Source organism: Bacillus basilensis, assembly GCF_050630465.1.
Classification (GTDB): Bacteria; Bacillota; Bacilli; order Bacillales; family Bacillaceae_G; genus Bacillus_A; species Bacillus_A basilensis.
Genome location: NZ_JBNTQO010000003.1, coordinates 341,413 through 356,357 on the forward strand (window position 1 = coordinate 341,413; position 14,945 = coordinate 356,357).

The following is a 14,945-nucleotide window of genomic DNA, read 5'->3' on the forward strand; positions in this document are numbered from 1 at the left end:
GTGATAAACTGTAAAAAATAAGCAAAAGCAATGAAAGAGAAGAGTACATATTCGAAACTTTTCAGAGAGCTGATGTGTGGTGGAAATCAGTAAGGGATGAATATGGAATGGGCTCTGGAGCTTCTAACTGAAATGAGTAGGTAAAGACGGTTGCTTCACGTTAAGAAGTTGAAGTGAGCTATAATGATAGCTAATGAAGGTGGTACCGCGGGAGTCTCTCGTCCTTTTTTAAGGATGAGGGGCTCCTTTTATTTTGAGAAAGGAGGAGTTAGGATGAGTGAAAAAATAATGTTAACAGGGATTAAGCCGACAGGTTATCCGCATTTAGGAAATTATATTGGTGCGATTAAACCTGCGTTGCAAATGTCAAAGAAGAATGAAGGAAAAGCATTGTATTTTATAGCGGATTATCATGCGTTAAATGCTGTGCATGATCCGGGTCAGTTTAGTAGTTATACGAAAGAGGTAGCTGCTACTTGGTTATCGCTTGGACTTGGAGAAGATGTTATTTTTTACCGACAAACAGAAGTGCCGGAGATTCTAGAATTAGCTTGGATATTAGCGTGCCTAACTCCGAAAGGGCTTATGAACCGTGCTCATGCGTATAAAGCGAAAGTAGAGCAAAATAAAGAAGCGGGTTTAGAGGTCGATGCAGGCGTGAATATGGGTTTATATACGTATCCGATCTTAATGGCAGCTGACATATTACTATTTCAAGCTACTCATGTGCCAGTCGGGAAAGACCAAATTCAGCATATTGAAATTGCGCGTGATATTGCCACGTATTTTAACCATACATTCGGCATGACATTTACACTTCCGGAGTATGTCATACAAGAAGAAGGAGCAATATTACCAGGACTTGATGGAAGAAAGATGAGTAAAAGTTATGGAAATGTGATCCCATTATTTGCAGCGCAAGAAAAACTACGAAAATTAATATTTAAAATCAAAACAGATTCTTCACTTCCAAATGAACCGAAAGAACTAGAAACGTTATATACAATTTATAAAGAATTTGCGACGGAAGATGAAATGCAGTCATTACGTGAAAAATATGAGACTGGAATTGGATGGGGCGATGTGAAAAAAGAGTTATTCCGCGTTGTAGATCGTGAGTTAGCAGCACCTCGGGAGAAATATGCAATGTATATGCAGGAGCCAAATTTATTATATGAAGCGCTAGAAAAAGGTGCTGAACGAGCAAGAGAAATCGCGAAGGTAAATTTAGCGGAAATTAAAAAACGGATTGGATTTGAGAGGGGACGTTAAGTGTTCCCTTGTTTTTTCTATATGAATTTTAATTATTGTATTCGTTATATCCACATGCAAAATAAGGAATTCACATCTTCTTTCCAAATTTATTAATTGCACATTTTAAAAAGTATGTTAATATAGGGATACTTATTAAACATGTTTAATAAGTATAATTAATTCCACTTATTAAAGTCGTTTAATAAGTGGAATCCATTCGATAACGAAGGAGATGATTGTATGAGAACAGAGAAAGAAAAGATGTTGGTAGGAGAAATGTATATTGCGGATGATGAAGAATTAGTGGCTGATAGGGTGGAGGCAAAACGTTTAACACGCCTTTATAACGATGCGATGGAGACAGGGGATGAACAACGTTTTACATTATTAAATCAGCTTTTAGGTTCTTCAGCTGATGGGAAAGCCCAAATTAATCCTGATTTTCGTTGTGATTACGGGTACAATATCCATGTTGGAAAGAGCTTTTTCGCAAATTTCAATTGTGTGATTTTAGACGTTTGTGAAGTGCGAATCGGTGATAATTGTATGTTTGCACCTGGTGTCCATATTTATACGGCCACTCATCCTTTACATCCGGTAGAGCGGAATTCTGGCAAAGAATATGGAAAGCCTGTAAGGATTGGTAACAATGTTTGGGTTGGCGGAGGAGCTATTATTAACCCTGGTATTTCAATTGGAGACAACGCTGTAATTGCATCAGGAGCAGTTGTGACAAAAGATGTACCTAATAATGTAGTAGTTGGAGGTAACCCAGCTAAAGTTATTAAAACGATAGACTTATAGAAAGCGTTTTTAAGGGTACATGAATAAACTAGTTTCGTGTCGTATCGTATAGACAATGTGAAAGGTGTTTCATATGAAGAAAAATAGTACGGAAAATCGTACAAAGACATTACTTGCCTCTCGAAACGCTCTGTTTCTCTTATTTGCTTTGCCTGGTGTGGCATTTGCTACATGGATTTCAAGAACAGCAGCTACTCGAGATATTTTAGCAGTGTCAAATGCAGAAATGGGCTGGATTTTGTTCGGATTATCTGTCGGTTCAATAATTGGTTTACTGAGTGCAAGTCATTTTATTGACGGTAAGGGAGCTAGAGACGTTATTATAGGTAGTATGTTTTTTATGATCGTTGGATTACTTTGTTTAGGTAGTAATATTTATTTTGCTTCTAGTATGGGCGCTTTTGGTAGCTTACTAGTATTTGGAGTAGGATATGGATTAGCAGAAGTTGCATTGAATGTAGAGGGTTCTTCTATTGAGCAAAAATTAGGAACAACTCTTCTTCCGAAATTCCATGGCTTTTTTAGTGTAGGAACTTTAGTAGGTGCGCTCAGTGGCTCTGTCGCCGCCACGCTTCACATTCCAATTTTGTATCAGTTTCTTACGATTTCGGTCGTGTTTGTATTACTTGTATGTATGGTATATCGTTTTCTTCCGCATGGAACAGGAAAGAAGGAGAAATCACGGAACAAAAAACGAGCGAAACTTACGTCCTTACGTATGGAAAAAAAGGTGCTTTTACTTGGTCTTTTCGTGCTTGGAATGGCATTTGCAGAAGGAAGTGCGAATGATTGGCTACCTATCGTGATAGTAGACGGACATCAGCAAAGTGTTGTGACAGGTTCTATTATGTACACCATTTTTGTATTGGCAATGACGTTAGCACGTATGTGTAGTAGTTATTTCCTTGATCGATTTGGTCGTGTCGCTGTTGTACGTGCTACTATTATGATGGCTATTATAGGAATGACAATTGTCATATTTGGGAGTAACTCATATTTTCTAGCACTTGGTGTAGTACTGTGGGGGATTGGTGCCGCGCTAGGTTTCCCAATTGGTCTTTCTGCTGCTGGAGATGGCGGCGAAAATGCGACTTCTAATGTTGCGACAGTTTCTATAATCGGTTTTACAGCGTTTTTAGTCGGACCACCATTTTTAGGGATACTTGGAGAAGCATTCGGAATACGTAATGCTTTGCTAGCTGTTTTATTATTTGTTATCTTGTCTGGAATTGTATCGTCTGTTACGAGAGAGAATACATCGAGTTAAATACGGAGTGCCGCTAGTAGAAATATATCATCTCTATTGCTTTAGAAAATGATGTATGATATATTGTCAACGCAACTTATTAAAAGTGTTTAATAAGTATGTTGATTAAGGTGGTGAGCGATTTGAGTGAACAATTTGTTACTCAAAAATCGATTAAAGAGACAATCCTTCGCGGCATTCGTACAGTTCTTCTGGAGCGAGGTAGTGCAACGAAAGTTGAACTTAGTAATACATTAGAAATCAGTTTTCCAACGATAAGTAAATTTATAGAAAAAATGAAACAAGATGGTGAAGTCACTTTAGCTGGTTTAGATGATTCAAGTGGTGGAAGAAGAGCGAAACGATATGAATATAATCCAGAATATATGTTCGGTTTAGCGATATTTTTAGAAAAAAATGAGACAAACTATACAATTTTTAACTGTTTAGGGGAAGTAAAAGAACAAGGAAGTACTTCAAGTATGTTAATTGATACGGGAGTAAATCTATTATCTAAACATATTGAAGGTCTTATCGCTACATTCCCGAAAATAAGCTCTATATCAATTGGTGTGCCTGGTTCGGTCGATAATGGTCGTATTTTTTATATTCCTGGATATGAAAAGTTCCAAAATTTTAATTTGAAAAGCCACTTGGAGGAACTGTTTTCTATACCAGTAGTAATAGAAAACGATATGAATGCTGCAGTACTCGGCTATCATAAAAATACTGGAAACAATGAAAATTCCTCACTTGTATATTTGTATTCAGGTCAAAATGGCCCAGGTGCGGGGATTATGGTAAATGGAGATGTTGTACGCGGAAGTACGTTTTTCTCAGGAGAGATATCTTTTGTTCCGCAATATGATAATAAAAATTTCTTGCAAGCTTTGAGAAGTGGAGACGAAGTTGAAAGTTCTAATAATCCAGAGGAATATAATATAGATGCTATTACTCGTTTAATAGCTACATATATAGCTATTATTAACCCTCATGGATTCATCTTCTGTGATGATGAAGTGAACCAATTTGTAATAGATCAAATTGTAAAAAGTTGTCCGAAGTACATTCCGGCAGAACATATTCCGAAAATAACAGCGAGTAATTGGAAAGAAGATTATTTATACGGATTAAAAAGTCTTGGACTTGATCTTATAATTACGAGAACAAATAAAGAAAATTAAATGTGCTGGCAATGAAGCATCCAATTGTCAGTTGAATAACATAAAAGAAAAGGTGTTGATTATGAAAATTGAACATGTAGCAATTTGGGTGAATGATTTAGAAGGAATGCGTGATTTCTATAAACAGTACTTTAATGGTGAAGAAAATAGCTTATATCACAATCCGAAAAAGCAGTTTGAATCTTATTTTATAACTTTTGAAGGCGGTGCGCGTCTAGAACTTATGAAGCAGGTAGGGATAGACGAGAAAGTACAAACACAAACAATAGGATATGCGCATATTGCTTTTTCTGTAGGTAGTAAAGAAAAAGTGAACGAATTAACTAATACATTAAGAGAAGCAGAATACCCCCTGTTAAACGGCCCGCGTACTACAGGGGATGGTTACTATGAAAGTGTAGTAAGTGATCCTGAAGGAAATCAGATTGAGATAACGATCTAACATTTTATTTACTAATAACGAATAAAACTATAAAACTTTGTTGTTCCCCAAAACGATTATAAGAAATCTATTATTTCTTCAGAAAGGGGGACATACCATTGAGTGAGCCAATTTTGATTTTCTGTATATATCCATTGCTTATTTGTATTTTTTCAATAGCTGTGACATATAAAGTAGGTACATTTTACGTGATGCCAATGGTAACATTTCTTATTTTTCTTATGTTAAATGTTACAGTGTATAATCCAGCATTTTTCTTTTGGGTTGGCATGTATACTATTTTTTCATTCATTATTTCTTATATAACTATACTTTTTATAAAGGGATATAAAGTTGTAGAAAGAGAACGTTAATATCATTTTGGGGAAATAGGGATTTACGGTGAACGATAACAACCTCATTTCGCGTTATCATGACGGGAAATGAGGTTGTTTTATTTCTATATAAAATATGTAACATTTGTTAATTGGAGTGCTGAAACTCCTTAATAATACGCTTAATAACTGGATGAAGAGTAATAGGCAATTTATCAAGCGGGAAGAAGCGCAATTCTTTTGACTCAGCTTGATCACATTTAAGTTCACCATGAAATTCACGGCAAATATAAACAACGAGTACACCGTGTACTTGATCGCCGTTTGGATAGATTTGAAAGTAATCTGGTCCTGAGTATGTGCGGAATAGTTCTGGATTTTTAATAATAAGTCCAGTTTCTTCATATACTTCTCGCTGTAACGCGTCTTCTAACGTTTCGTTATATTCTAAGGCGCCGCCAATAATTCCCCAGCGGTTAAAGTCTGTGCGGAGCTGCAGTAATATTTCATTTTTTTCATTTAATATAATGGCGTGTGAACCTATTAAAATAAGTGGATGATTTCCTACTAAATTTCTCATGTCTCCGATATAACCCATATTTTCTCCTTACATTTAATAATAATTTGGCAGTTCCTTTAACATTCTTTCTGTTTTACGTGCTGCATAAGCTAAGTTATGATCATCTTTCATTCTAAAAAATAATGTGCGTAAAAAGGTTTTAATGTTGGCGCATAAAATACAATATTCATTTAACGAAAGGCGTTTTCTAATTTGAGGAAGCCTTTTTATTTTTTTATAAATAATAGAAATTAACTCATCTTGCGGGAAGTCATGATACAGCATTGCTAGTAATGGCGTAACAATTCGTTCATCTTCGTTATTATGAAAAAGGTCAGATGGAATGAAGATTTTATTTAATAAGCAATGAATTAATTCTTCATACCATTCAAAGGTCGTATAAGAATTATGAACAATTTCAGTAAAGGCATCAGATACGTGGGCAAGACAATGAGCCCATCCTTTATTTTCAATATAGCCTCGAAAATCTGTTTCTAAGTTTGTGTATGTAATGAGTTTGTTTTTTATTTCTTCGATATCCTCCTCTGTAAAAAAGTAGTGCGAATTAGCGAATTGGAGTATTAACGCAATTAACGAAACAGTGTAAGAACGTGTGAAAACCCCATCTGTATGTGGGGAGTAAATGTCACAATATAAATACTCATCACTTAAACAAGTTTGCAACAGTAATTTTAGTTGATCATCCATAAGGAATTCATGATGAATGAAATGTGCAAAACATTTATATATAAGTTGGTAACGAACGTAACTATCAGTCGTTCCGATAAACTGAAGCATATGGAGCGTTAACTCATTTATATCTATATGTTGCAGTTGCGTATAGTCATTTTGTTGTATAAGCTCTAACTGTTGTTGCAGCGCTGTAATATCCAATGGAGAACCTCCTCCGCACTTTAAAGATGCGATGTTTTCTAGTATTCTATATATTCAAGGACAATCCTGCTCATGCAAGGAGAACAAGTAGAAATTCGAGTAAGACATAGATGAGGGAAGTATATGATGACTATAGAACAGTTAGAAAAACATTTTAAAATTAGAAGAAATGCTTCTTCTATCATGATAAAAGAAAATAATGTAGAGATTTTCACAGAAGAGCAATTAAAGGAAATGGTGCAATATTGCGTTGCTGAGGCTGAAAAAGAGGGGATAGAAAACTTGCATTTTGAGATTTCTTCAAAAAGCCCAAATTATGATATGTATAAAAAATGCTTCGAAACGTATTCTTTTGAATATGTTACTGAAAACATGATCGTATTTAAGGATATATACGAAGTAGAAGATGTAGAAAGTGATATTGATTTTAAACTGATTGAAGAAGTAGGAGAAGATACTTTTTATTCTCTTTGGAGTGAAATGACGGAAGAACAAGTCACTTACGATCAATTTGTAAATATGATGCTACAGGAAATTGGTGAGCAATGGAAAGAACATTGTTTAACAGCGAGTATCGATGAAGAGCCGATAGGAATTGTAATCCCGCATATTGAAAAGGGGACGTTAGAAGAAGGAAAACTAATGTATTTCGCAGTCACTCCAAATATGCGAAATAAAGGGTATGAAGCAGCATTCTTTACAGGTGCAATGTTTGTCTTAAAGGAAATAGGTGCCTCTTATTATATTGGTGAGGCAAATGTACAAAATGAGTGGATGAAGGATGTTTTTGATAAGAATGGATGTAAGTTGCTTAGTTCAACTGAGCGGTATGTAAGAAAGTTTTAAAGGATGAATAAGGTACTCTCTTGAACTCATTTCGAGGAAATCCGTGTACAAATTTTGAACAAGTAAAAGAACTTTTTGCTTGTTTGTAAGATAAAAAGAAAAATCGAAACGACAAAGTATGCTTTCCTATAATACAATAGAGAAGGGTTAGACTATACGAAGAAAGCGTTGGTGAAAGAATGGAGCAGCAAAGACATTGGCTACAAGCAGCTGTAGAAAGAAATGAAAATAATACGTTACATATAAAGTGGGAAAATAATATAGAAGAAGTTCGCATTTATTGGAGTACTTCACCAGATCATATTGAAGAAAATGGAGAATTACTTGCAACAGTAAATGGAGAATCATCATATACAATTGAAAATTTAAGTGAAACTGAGCGTCCATATTTTAGACTAGTAGGTAGTAATGGACAAGCAGTGACAGTAGCTGAGCGTAGATTACCATTACAAGGTGCGTTTAACTTCCGTGATATGGGAGGGTATGAAACGACAGAAGGCCGTAAAGTGAAATGGGGCAAATTATACCGTTCAGAAGAGCTAGCAGGATTAACAGAGTGGGATATTGAGTATTTACAAAAGTCTGGCTTAAAGTTAATTTGCGACTATCGTACAGACTTTGAAGTGAAACATAAGCCGAACCCGGAGATTACAGGTGCTCGTCAAGTCTGTTTACCAGTTATGCAAGAATTAGCGAAAGACTTGAACATAAATGAGTTTTTCCAAGTTGGTGACCTTTCTATGTTAGGGAAACCAGGCGAATACCTTGTGAAAATGAATCAAGATTTCGTAAGTGGTAATGAAGCATTCGTGAGCTTCTTAAAACTGGCGCAAAACCCGGAAAACTTACCGTTAGTAAATCACTGTACAGCTGGAAAAGACCGTACTGGATTTGGGTCAGCATTATTATTACTTTTACTAGGTGTACCAGAGAAAACAGTAATGGAAGATTATTTACTAAGTAACGGTTTCCGTGAAAAGTTAAATGAGAAAATGATGGCCTTTTTAGGTGCAAAACTACAAAACGATGAGAGCAGAGCAATATTAGGTGCAATGTTTGAAGCACGCGCTGAATATTTGCAAGCTGCGATTGATGAAGTTAAAAAGCAATACGGTTCAGTTGAAGCGTATGCTGAAAAAGCTTTAGGCTTTACGAAAGAGTCGTTAGAGGAAATGAAAGAGTTATTGTTAGAGGATAAATAATGGGGAGGGAGGCTGATGTGGATTAGCCTCCTTTTCTTATTGTTGATATCATGTTATTCCATAAAATCATGGATAACCGAATATCGTTGTCCGCATTATGAAATTTTTCGTTGCCTTATTATGCCTATAATAATGGGAATAGCTGTCCAAATTAATAATATCGGTAAAAATAATTTTCCAAAACCGCCGCTCCAATCTAAAGCTATTGAAATTGTTTCGAATTGGATGAAAGCAAATATAAGTAAACAGACATTTTTTAATTGATTAAGCATTTTTCTGCTATTTAAATAAAACTGCTTCGCATTCGATTCGTTAAATCTTTTTGGGTAGTTATGAACTTCTGGAAACTTTTCTAAAGTTTGCATGAGAAGGAGTATGAATGCCCCAATTCCTGGTAGAAGTAAAAGTTCCCACTTTGATCCCCAGCGATCTACAGCTCCATATGCGTTATAATGTGCGGGCACTTCCTCAGGTAATCTTCCCCAAATGATAATCAAAAAAATGATTGATCCAAAGAACAATGAATATCCAATAATATCTCCAACCCATTTGCTTTTAGTTTTTGGGATTTTTATTTTAGGTCTTTCCCATGAATTTACTATATTTTTCAGCCTCCTTCTAAAGTAACTGTAGTAATACAATTCCTGTATTGCCTGTTTAAAGTTTGAACCCATTATCCAAATTATCTCAAATTTATAGTATTTTCACAATTAATTATTTTTGAATAACATGACTCGTGCGTCTTAAACAAATATAAGATTGCTGGTCGTAAAAACAAAACGTTCGACTTGAGGGACAATTAATGAGAAACTAAAAGTTGTAAATAACGTATTAGTTGAGGAGAGCATAATGAAATATAAAGTTATATTATTTGACGTAGATGATACATTATTAGATTTTCCTGAAACGGAAAGAAACGCATTACATAACGCTTTTGTACAGTTTGGTATGCCAACAGGGTATAATGATTATCTTGCAAGTTATAAAAAGATTAGTAATGGCCTATGGAGAGATTTAGAAAATAAAATGATTACGCTAAGTGAATTAGCGGTAGATCGATTTAGACAATTATTTGCACTTTATAATATAGAAGTAGATGCGCAGCAATTTAGTGACGTATATCTTGAAAACTTAGGGAAAGAAGTACATCTTATTGAAGGTGCAGTGCAATTATGTGAGAATCTACAAGATTGCAAGCTAGGTATTATTACGAATGGGTATACAAAAGTGCAACAATCTAGAATCGGAAATTCACCTTTAAGCAACTTCTTTGAGCATATTATTATTTCAGAAGAAGTCGGCCACCAAAAACCAGCACGTGAGATTTTTGATTATGCGTTTGAAAAGTTTGGGATTACGGATAAATCAAGCGTACTAATGGTTGGAGATTCGCTAACTTCTGATATGAAAGGCGGAGAAGATTACGGTATTGATACGTGTTGGTATAATCCGAGTTTGAAAGAGAACATGACGAGTGTTAAGCCGACTTATGAAGTGGAGAGTCTGCTTCGTATTATGGAGATTGTGGAAGCAGCACGAGAAAAGGTGACCGTATAGTAGTGTTGTCGAGATTTGTTGATAAGTCGATATTCTTTGTCGAATCGTCGATATATCGAAAAAATCGTTGATATAATTTGAGTTACGATAGATATATTTGAAAAATCGTTGATATATTTTAAATTGCTCCGGTCAATATAGGAAAGAGCTGTGTAACAACTAGAGGTGAATAAAGGATGTTAACATTTTTATTTGAGTTAGACAAAAGTCTCCCGAAGAAGGATGAGCCACAGTATGATGCTTATTCAAAGGGCTTTATCGAAGGAGATGTAACGATTTGTGTGGGTGACAGAGTACTTTTACAGAAATCATGCATGAAGGTCGCAGAACTCGGCATTTATTTAGGACAGTGGATGGAACAAGTTCAACATGGACAGAACGTACAAATGAATTATGAAACGACTGACCGTGATGAGGTAATTCTTGGTTTCTTTTATGAAGAAGACGATCAGTGGAAGATTTATTCCAGTTGGCAACAATTTGAACTTCAGGAGAGTATCTCTACTACAACATTAGTAGAGAGCGTTCAACGCTATTTATATGAGCTAAATAAGGAACTGCGTGCGATAGAATATCCTGTGACGTTTGATCAGTACTTAAGAGGAGAGCGGATAATGCAGCTTTCTTATAAACGACTGTGTGATAGTAAAGCGGATACGACATCGATAGAGGTTTATAATGAAAGCAAACAAGTAGGCGCAGTACGGGGCTATTATAAAAATACGTTGATGAGAGTGCTAGATTTCATTCCAAAAGTTGGTAGTAATATTATTTATGAAATAAAGGATAGTAAGGACAATATTCGCGTCATTGCAAAGGATGTAAGTAGGCAGCGTCAAAGAAGGATTTTAGTAACGTACAAAGACAATAATGATGCAGAGCATGAAATACTTGTATGTGACGGAAAGTTATTGGATGCAAATTTCTTATTTACCTTTACATATAAGAGAGAAGAATATGTTGTTCACAAAACTTCTTTTGGAATGGGAAAGTTATTACGAAAAGGCTATGTAATTGCAGATTGGAATATTCGTCTTGAGGAAGATATGTATGATATCGAGATGAATGTGTATGATGAGGATTATATAGAAGATCAATACTTACTGTTAAGCGTATTTCATGCGGTTTTGTATGGGTGATAAATGAAAAATACCGGTATTCTTCACGGGAAGAGTGCCGGTATTTTTTATGTGGTTCTGGTGATTTTGTGTCCTCAATTAATCCTCAAAAATAAAAATCTCATCAATCGTACTATGAAGTGCCTTCGCTATATTGTGAGCGAGTTGTAAGGAAGGGTTATATTTTCCTTTTTCAAGGTGGCTAATTGTTTCACGACGTACACCAACGCTCTTTGCTAAATCTTCTTGGGTCATGTTCAATTTGGCGCGGTATTCTTTTATTCTCGTTACGAACGCCATGGCGCATCTTCCATTTCATCAACAGGTTTATCGTAAAAGAACATAGAGAAGCCGAACGTAAGAATGAGTGTGCCGAAAATAAGAGCGATATCAATCTCTTGTAGCGTCAGGTTTGGAATTAACATTTCAATAAACATAATAATAGCGGTAGTTAGTAATGTAACGATAAAGGCATTACGGCACGATTTATTGACGATTTGTTCAAATAGTTCATCGTGTTGAACCGTTCTATACGTTGTGAAAAAGGAGAAGAAACAGAACAGAGTAAACAATCCTTTTTCATAAAAAAATCCGAGGAAACCGAAGAAACCGAGAAATCCTAAATATTTTATCCAAGTTGTTTTCACGATAGATTCTCCTTTCGATGTTAGAAATAAATCACGTTATGTTATAAATATATCATATGTGGAAATGTATAGTAATAATAGTTTTCCAATTCTTTTCATAATAATAGTAAAAAGAGGAAATATGCTGCGAAATAAAGAGGATAATATTGTAAAATGGTTGTAAGGAGGGGGAGGAAGAGATGCTAACTTGGATCATGATTGTTGTGTTACTTGTAGTGATTACTGTAGTTGCGACGGTATTAATTGGAAGAAATGGTGATGCAAATTATAGTAAAGCGACAAAGGGAAATATTAAACGCCTTACAATGATTTATATTCTACTAGCTGTCGTTTTAATCGTTGGGTTAGGCTTGTATATTTATTTTAAAGGGTGAAAAAACTGAAAAGATACAAAAATCTTAAAATAGAAGTATGCTATAATATCAATATAGTTATTTGGTAATTAAGGAAAGGATTGGATGGAATGATTGAGATTACGAATGTGTCAAAAAGTTATAATGGGTCTACCTATGCAGTAAAAGATTTAAGTTTATCTGTGCCTAGCGGAGAAATCTTTGGATTTTTAGGACCGAATGGTGCCGGTAAATCAACGACAATTAAGATGATTACTGGTATTCATGGGGTGGACAAAGGAACGATTACGATTAACGGTAAAGATATTATGAAAAATCCGATGGAAGCGAAAAGGACGTTTGGTTATGTTCCAGATAGCCCAGATATGTTTTTACGATTAAAGGGAATTGAATATTTAAACTTTATGGCAGATATGTATGAAGTGCCGAAAGAAGTACGCCAAGAACGAATCGAGTCTTTAGCAAAGAAATTTGATCTTTATAATGTGTTATCTGATCAAATTCAAAGTTATTCACACGGTATGAGACAAAAGATTGTTATTATTGGTGTGCTCGTGCATGAGCCAGATGTATGGATTTTAGATGAACCGTTAACAGGGCTTGATCCGAAATCTGCATATATTTTAAAAGAAATGATGAGAGAGCATGCGGATAAAGGAAAGATTGTATTTTTCTCTACACACGTATTAGAAGTAGCAGAAAAAATATGTGACCGCGTTGCGATTATTAATAAGGGGAATTTGCAGTTTAAAGGAAATTTAAATGAAATGAGAGATCATTTTAAATCCAATGAATCACTTGAAAAAATGTTCTTGGAGATGACGGGCAATGAGTAAAATTTGGACGTTAACGAAAGTATTATTGAAATTAAATTATGCAGATTTCATAACAGATAAGAAGAAGCGCTGGGCGTATGTATTTTCATTTGCAGCTATTTTATTTGTTGGCTTTTTAATGTTTGGTTCTATAACGCACGCAATGTATGAGGGAACGAAACAATTAGGGCAAGACCCAGGAATGATTATCGCAATGGGACTTGCGATTGCGAGTATATGGGTGTTTTTAATGAGTATTACGAACATTTTAACTGTATTTTATTACAGCAATGACATTGAAATGTTACTACCATTACCATTAAAACCAGCGCAAATTATTTCGGCAAAATTTTTAACAGTATTAATTACACAATACGTAATGAGTTCATTCATTTTATTACCAATCTTTATTACGTACGGGTTAAAAAGTGGCGCATTTATTACATATTACATATACATGATTTTGATTTACTTACTCTTCCCGATTGTGCCGTTAGTATTAGCTTCGTTACTTATGACAGTAATCATGAGATATACAAATATAGCGAAAAATAAAGATCGAGGCAATATATTTATCGGAATCGTAAGTATACTATTTATTGTAGGAATTAACGTATTTATGCAGTGGAAAAATAAAAGTGCGTTTTCTGAAGATGCAATTGCGAGTTATCTTGCGAATAATCAATCCTCTCTTTTAGTACAAATGACGAATTATTTTCCAACTACATATTTTGGAGCAGTGGCGTTAGTAGAAAATGCAAATTGGAAGGGACCTTTAGACGTAATAATCTTTGCACTTATTTCATTTGTATTTTTTGTGTTGTTTTATTACATTGCAGAGCGTACATATTTAAAAGGGGTTATTGGACTTTCAACGAGTACAGCAAAAAAAGAGGTCATTTCAGCAGAAGGCTTACAGAAATCTACGGTACAAAGTTCACATTTAAAAGCGTATGTGAAAAAAGAATTTAAAACGTTATTCCGTACACCACAATTTTTCTTAAATTGCATTGTACAAACTTTTGTTATGCCGATTATGTTGTTCTTTGTTTTATTCGTGCAAGATGGGAATTTAAAATGGATCACGGGATATATTGATAACCCAAAATCAGCAGGGCTTGCAATTGGTGTAGGCCTTTGTGCATCTCTATTTTTAATGGGAAGTAACGTTATTGCAACAACGTCATTTTCACGTGATGGAAGTTCATGGTTTGTGAATCGTTATTTACCAGTAAAAGCTTCAGATATCTTTTTAGCGAAAGCGATAACTGCTTGGTTAATTAATGTGATTATTTTAGCAGTATTCGGTATTACGATGGCAGTTGTAGCGGGGATTTCTCCAGTATTTATGGTTCTTTGGTTCTTATTAAGTGCGAACGGTTTATTGCTAATTAATTTAATTGGCACACGCTGGGATGCACAAACTGCAGATATTCATTGGGATACAGAGCAGAAATTATTTAAGAGCCGTTATACAACTTTGTGGAATTTTTTAGCTAATATTTTAATAGCTTTAATTATTGTAGCGGGAGTAAGTCTATTATACTTCTTCCTTCAAGTAGGACTGTGGGTTATGTTTATCGTTTTATTTGTAATGTTTACGATTGTAAATTATATCTTTATTAAAATTTTAAAATTAGGTGCAGAACGTATATTGTCAAATATTGAATAAAAAGATAGATCCTCTGTATTCGTGCAGAGGATTTATCC

18 protein-coding genes and 1 other annotated feature are annotated in these 14,945 nt (G+C 34.9%); of the genes, 13 read left to right on the forward strand and 5 right to left on the reverse strand.

The features are described 5' to 3' along the window. Nucleotides 1-21 precede the first annotated feature (21 nt). Nucleotides 22-229 (forward strand) — a binding site (T-box leader). Between the two features lie 44 nt (nucleotides 230-273). The 6 genes from ACQVV1_RS08295 to ACQVV1_RS08320 all read left to right on the forward strand — a co-directional run bounded on the left by ACQVV1_RS08295 (nucleotide 274) and on the right by ACQVV1_RS08320 (nucleotide 5,283). Continuing rightward, nucleotides 274-1,272 (forward strand): tryptophan--tRNA ligase, encoded by a 999-nt coding sequence (locus tag ACQVV1_RS08295; protein WP_431168741.1) that lies wholly within the window; start codon nucleotides 274-276, stop codon nucleotides 1,270-1,272. 222 nt (nucleotides 1,273-1,494) lie between these two features. Continuing rightward, the gene (locus ACQVV1_RS08300) at nucleotides 1,495-2,058 is read left to right on the forward strand and encodes a maltose acetyltransferase domain-containing protein (protein ID WP_242254631.1); all 564 of its coding nucleotides are present in this window, start codon (nucleotides 1,495-1,497) and stop codon (nucleotides 2,056-2,058) included. 73 nt (nucleotides 2,059-2,131) lie between these two features. Next, nucleotides 2,132-3,325 (forward strand): MFS transporter, encoded by a 1,194-nt coding sequence (locus tag ACQVV1_RS08305; protein WP_431168742.1) that lies wholly within the window; start codon nucleotides 2,132-2,134, stop codon nucleotides 3,323-3,325. 122 nt (nucleotides 3,326-3,447) lie between these two features. Continuing rightward, nucleotides 3,448-4,488: an ROK family transcriptional regulator gene (locus ACQVV1_RS08310; RefSeq protein WP_431168743.1), complete on the forward strand. Its 1,041-nt coding sequence runs from the start codon at nucleotides 3,448-3,450 to the stop codon at nucleotides 4,486-4,488. Nucleotides 4,489-4,549: 61 nt separating this feature from the next. Then, nucleotides 4,550-4,930 (forward strand): VOC family protein, encoded by a 381-nt coding sequence (locus ACQVV1_RS08315; RefSeq protein ID WP_242254625.1) that lies wholly within the window; start codon nucleotides 4,550-4,552, stop codon nucleotides 4,928-4,930. A gap of 98 nt (nucleotides 4,931-5,028) precedes the next feature. After that, complete coding sequence (locus tag ACQVV1_RS08320; protein ID WP_242254623.1) at nucleotides 5,029-5,283, forward strand: YbeF family protein; 255 nt, start codon at nucleotides 5,029-5,031, stop codon at nucleotides 5,281-5,283. Between the two features lie 109 nt (nucleotides 5,284-5,392). Here the strand turns inward: ACQVV1_RS08320 and ACQVV1_RS08325 are convergent, their stop codons facing one another. Beyond that, nucleotides 5,393-5,842 (reverse strand): NUDIX hydrolase, encoded by a 450-nt coding sequence (locus ACQVV1_RS08325; protein WP_242254621.1) that lies wholly within the window; start codon nucleotides 5,840-5,842, stop codon nucleotides 5,393-5,395. A gap of 15 nt (nucleotides 5,843-5,857) precedes the next feature. Then, entirely contained in the window at nucleotides 5,858-6,697 is an 840-nt protein-coding gene (locus tag ACQVV1_RS08330; protein WP_242254619.1) for a DUF2785 domain-containing protein, read from the reverse strand. 123 nt (nucleotides 6,698-6,820) lie between these two features. Between ACQVV1_RS08330 and ACQVV1_RS08335 the strand changes: the two genes are divergently transcribed. Both ACQVV1_RS08335 and ACQVV1_RS08340 read left to right on the forward strand, forming a co-directional pair. Further along, nucleotides 6,821-7,543: a GNAT family N-acetyltransferase gene (locus tag ACQVV1_RS08335; RefSeq protein ID WP_242254617.1), complete on the forward strand. Its 723-nt coding sequence runs from the start codon at nucleotides 6,821-6,823 to the stop codon at nucleotides 7,541-7,543. Nucleotides 7,544-7,722: 179 nt separating this feature from the next. After that, complete coding sequence (locus ACQVV1_RS08340) at nucleotides 7,723-8,745, forward strand: tyrosine-protein phosphatase (RefSeq protein WP_242254616.1); 1,023 nt, start codon at nucleotides 7,723-7,725, stop codon at nucleotides 8,743-8,745. Between the two features lie 95 nt (nucleotides 8,746-8,840). Here the strand turns inward: ACQVV1_RS08340 and ACQVV1_RS08345 are convergent, their stop codons facing one another. Continuing rightward, a complete protein-coding gene (locus tag ACQVV1_RS08345; protein ID WP_309260281.1) occupies nucleotides 8,841-9,266 on the reverse strand; it encodes a DUF1648 domain-containing protein in 426 nt (141 codons plus the stop codon). A gap of 328 nt (nucleotides 9,267-9,594) precedes the next feature. Between ACQVV1_RS08345 and ACQVV1_RS08350 the strand changes: the two genes are divergently transcribed. Continuing rightward, nucleotides 9,595-10,302, forward strand: a complete 708-nt coding sequence (locus tag ACQVV1_RS08350) for a YjjG family noncanonical pyrimidine nucleotidase (protein ID WP_242254614.1) — start codon at nucleotides 9,595-9,597, stop codon at nucleotides 10,300-10,302. Nucleotides 10,303-10,478: 176 nt separating this feature from the next. Next, nucleotides 10,479-11,441 carry a tubby C-terminal domain-like protein gene (locus tag ACQVV1_RS08355; RefSeq protein ID WP_242254612.1) on the forward strand — a complete coding sequence of 321 codons (963 nt, stop codon included), beginning with the start codon at nucleotides 10,479-10,481 and terminating at the stop codon, nucleotides 11,439-11,441. Nucleotides 11,442-11,519: 78 nt separating this feature from the next. Here ACQVV1_RS08355 and ACQVV1_RS08360 read toward each other — a convergent pair whose 3' ends face one another. Together ACQVV1_RS08360 and ACQVV1_RS08365 are read right to left on the reverse strand one after the other, a co-directional pair. After that, entirely contained in the window at nucleotides 11,520-11,720 is a 201-nt protein-coding gene (locus ACQVV1_RS08360) for a helix-turn-helix transcriptional regulator (RefSeq protein ID WP_242254610.1), read from the reverse strand. Then, nucleotides 11,708-12,067 carry a DUF3796 domain-containing protein gene (locus ACQVV1_RS08365; RefSeq protein WP_063220913.1) on the reverse strand — a complete coding sequence of 120 codons (360 nt, stop codon included), beginning with the start codon at nucleotides 12,065-12,067 and terminating at the stop codon, nucleotides 11,708-11,710. Before ACQVV1_RS08365 ends, ACQVV1_RS08360 begins: the two co-directional genes overlap by 13 nt. Nucleotides 12,068-12,246: 179 nt before the next feature. Here ACQVV1_RS08365 and ACQVV1_RS08370 point away from each other — a divergent pair, with 179 nt between their 5' ends. From ACQVV1_RS08370 to ACQVV1_RS08380, 3 genes are all read left to right on the forward strand, one after another. After that, a complete protein-coding gene (locus ACQVV1_RS08370; RefSeq protein ID WP_063220914.1) occupies nucleotides 12,247-12,441 on the forward strand; it encodes a hypothetical protein in 195 nt (64 codons plus the stop codon). An 89-nt stretch (nucleotides 12,442-12,530) separates the two neighbouring features. Further along, entirely contained in the window at nucleotides 12,531-13,256 is a 726-nt protein-coding gene (locus tag ACQVV1_RS08375; protein WP_431168744.1) for an ABC transporter ATP-binding protein, read from the forward strand. Then, nucleotides 13,249-14,907: a putative ABC transporter permease subunit gene (locus ACQVV1_RS08380; RefSeq protein ID WP_431168745.1), complete on the forward strand. Its 1,659-nt coding sequence runs from the start codon at nucleotides 13,249-13,251 to the stop codon at nucleotides 14,905-14,907. Before ACQVV1_RS08375 ends, ACQVV1_RS08380 begins: the two co-directional genes overlap by 8 nt. Nucleotides 14,908-14,945: the final 38 nt, after the last annotated feature.

Bases quoted from the DNA above. Each gene is read 5' to 3' on its own strand.
- ACQVV1_RS08355 (WP_242254612.1), top strand. From the start codon at position 10,479: ATGTTAACATTTTTATTTGAGTTAGACAAAAGTCTCCCGAAGAAGGAT.
- ACQVV1_RS08380 (WP_431168745.1), top strand. From the start codon at position 13,249: ATGAGTAAAATTTGGACGTTAACGAAAGTATTATTGAAATTAAATTAT.
- ACQVV1_RS08370 (WP_063220914.1), top strand. From the start codon at position 12,247: ATGCTAACTTGGATCATGATTGTTGTGTTACTTGTAGTGATTACTGTA.
- ACQVV1_RS08350 (WP_242254614.1), top strand. From the start codon at position 9,595: ATGAAATATAAAGTTATATTATTTGACGTAGATGATACATTATTAGAT.
- ACQVV1_RS08375 (WP_431168744.1), top strand. From the start codon at position 12,531: ATGATTGAGATTACGAATGTGTCAAAAAGTTATAATGGGTCTACCTAT.
- ACQVV1_RS08315 (WP_242254625.1), top strand. From the start codon at position 4,550: ATGAAAATTGAACATGTAGCAATTTGGGTGAATGATTTAGAAGGAATG.
- ACQVV1_RS08305 (WP_431168742.1), top strand. From the start codon at position 2,132: ATGAAGAAAAATAGTACGGAAAATCGTACAAAGACATTACTTGCCTCT.
- ACQVV1_RS08340 (WP_242254616.1), top strand. From the start codon at position 7,723: ATGGAGCAGCAAAGACATTGGCTACAAGCAGCTGTAGAAAGAAATGAA.
- ACQVV1_RS08360 (WP_242254610.1), bottom strand. From the start codon at position 11,720: ATGGCGTTCGTAACGAGAATAAAAGAATACCGCGCCAAATTGAACATG.
- ACQVV1_RS08295 (WP_431168741.1), top strand. From the start codon at position 274: ATGAGTGAAAAAATAATGTTAACAGGGATTAAGCCGACAGGTTATCCG.
- ACQVV1_RS08325 (WP_242254621.1), bottom strand. From the start codon at position 5,842: ATGGGTTATATCGGAGACATGAGAAATTTAGTAGGAAATCATCCACTT.
- ACQVV1_RS08335 (WP_242254617.1), top strand. From the start codon at position 6,821: ATGATGACTATAGAACAGTTAGAAAAACATTTTAAAATTAGAAGAAAT.
- ACQVV1_RS08300 (WP_242254631.1), top strand. From the start codon at position 1,495: ATGAGAACAGAGAAAGAAAAGATGTTGGTAGGAGAAATGTATATTGCG.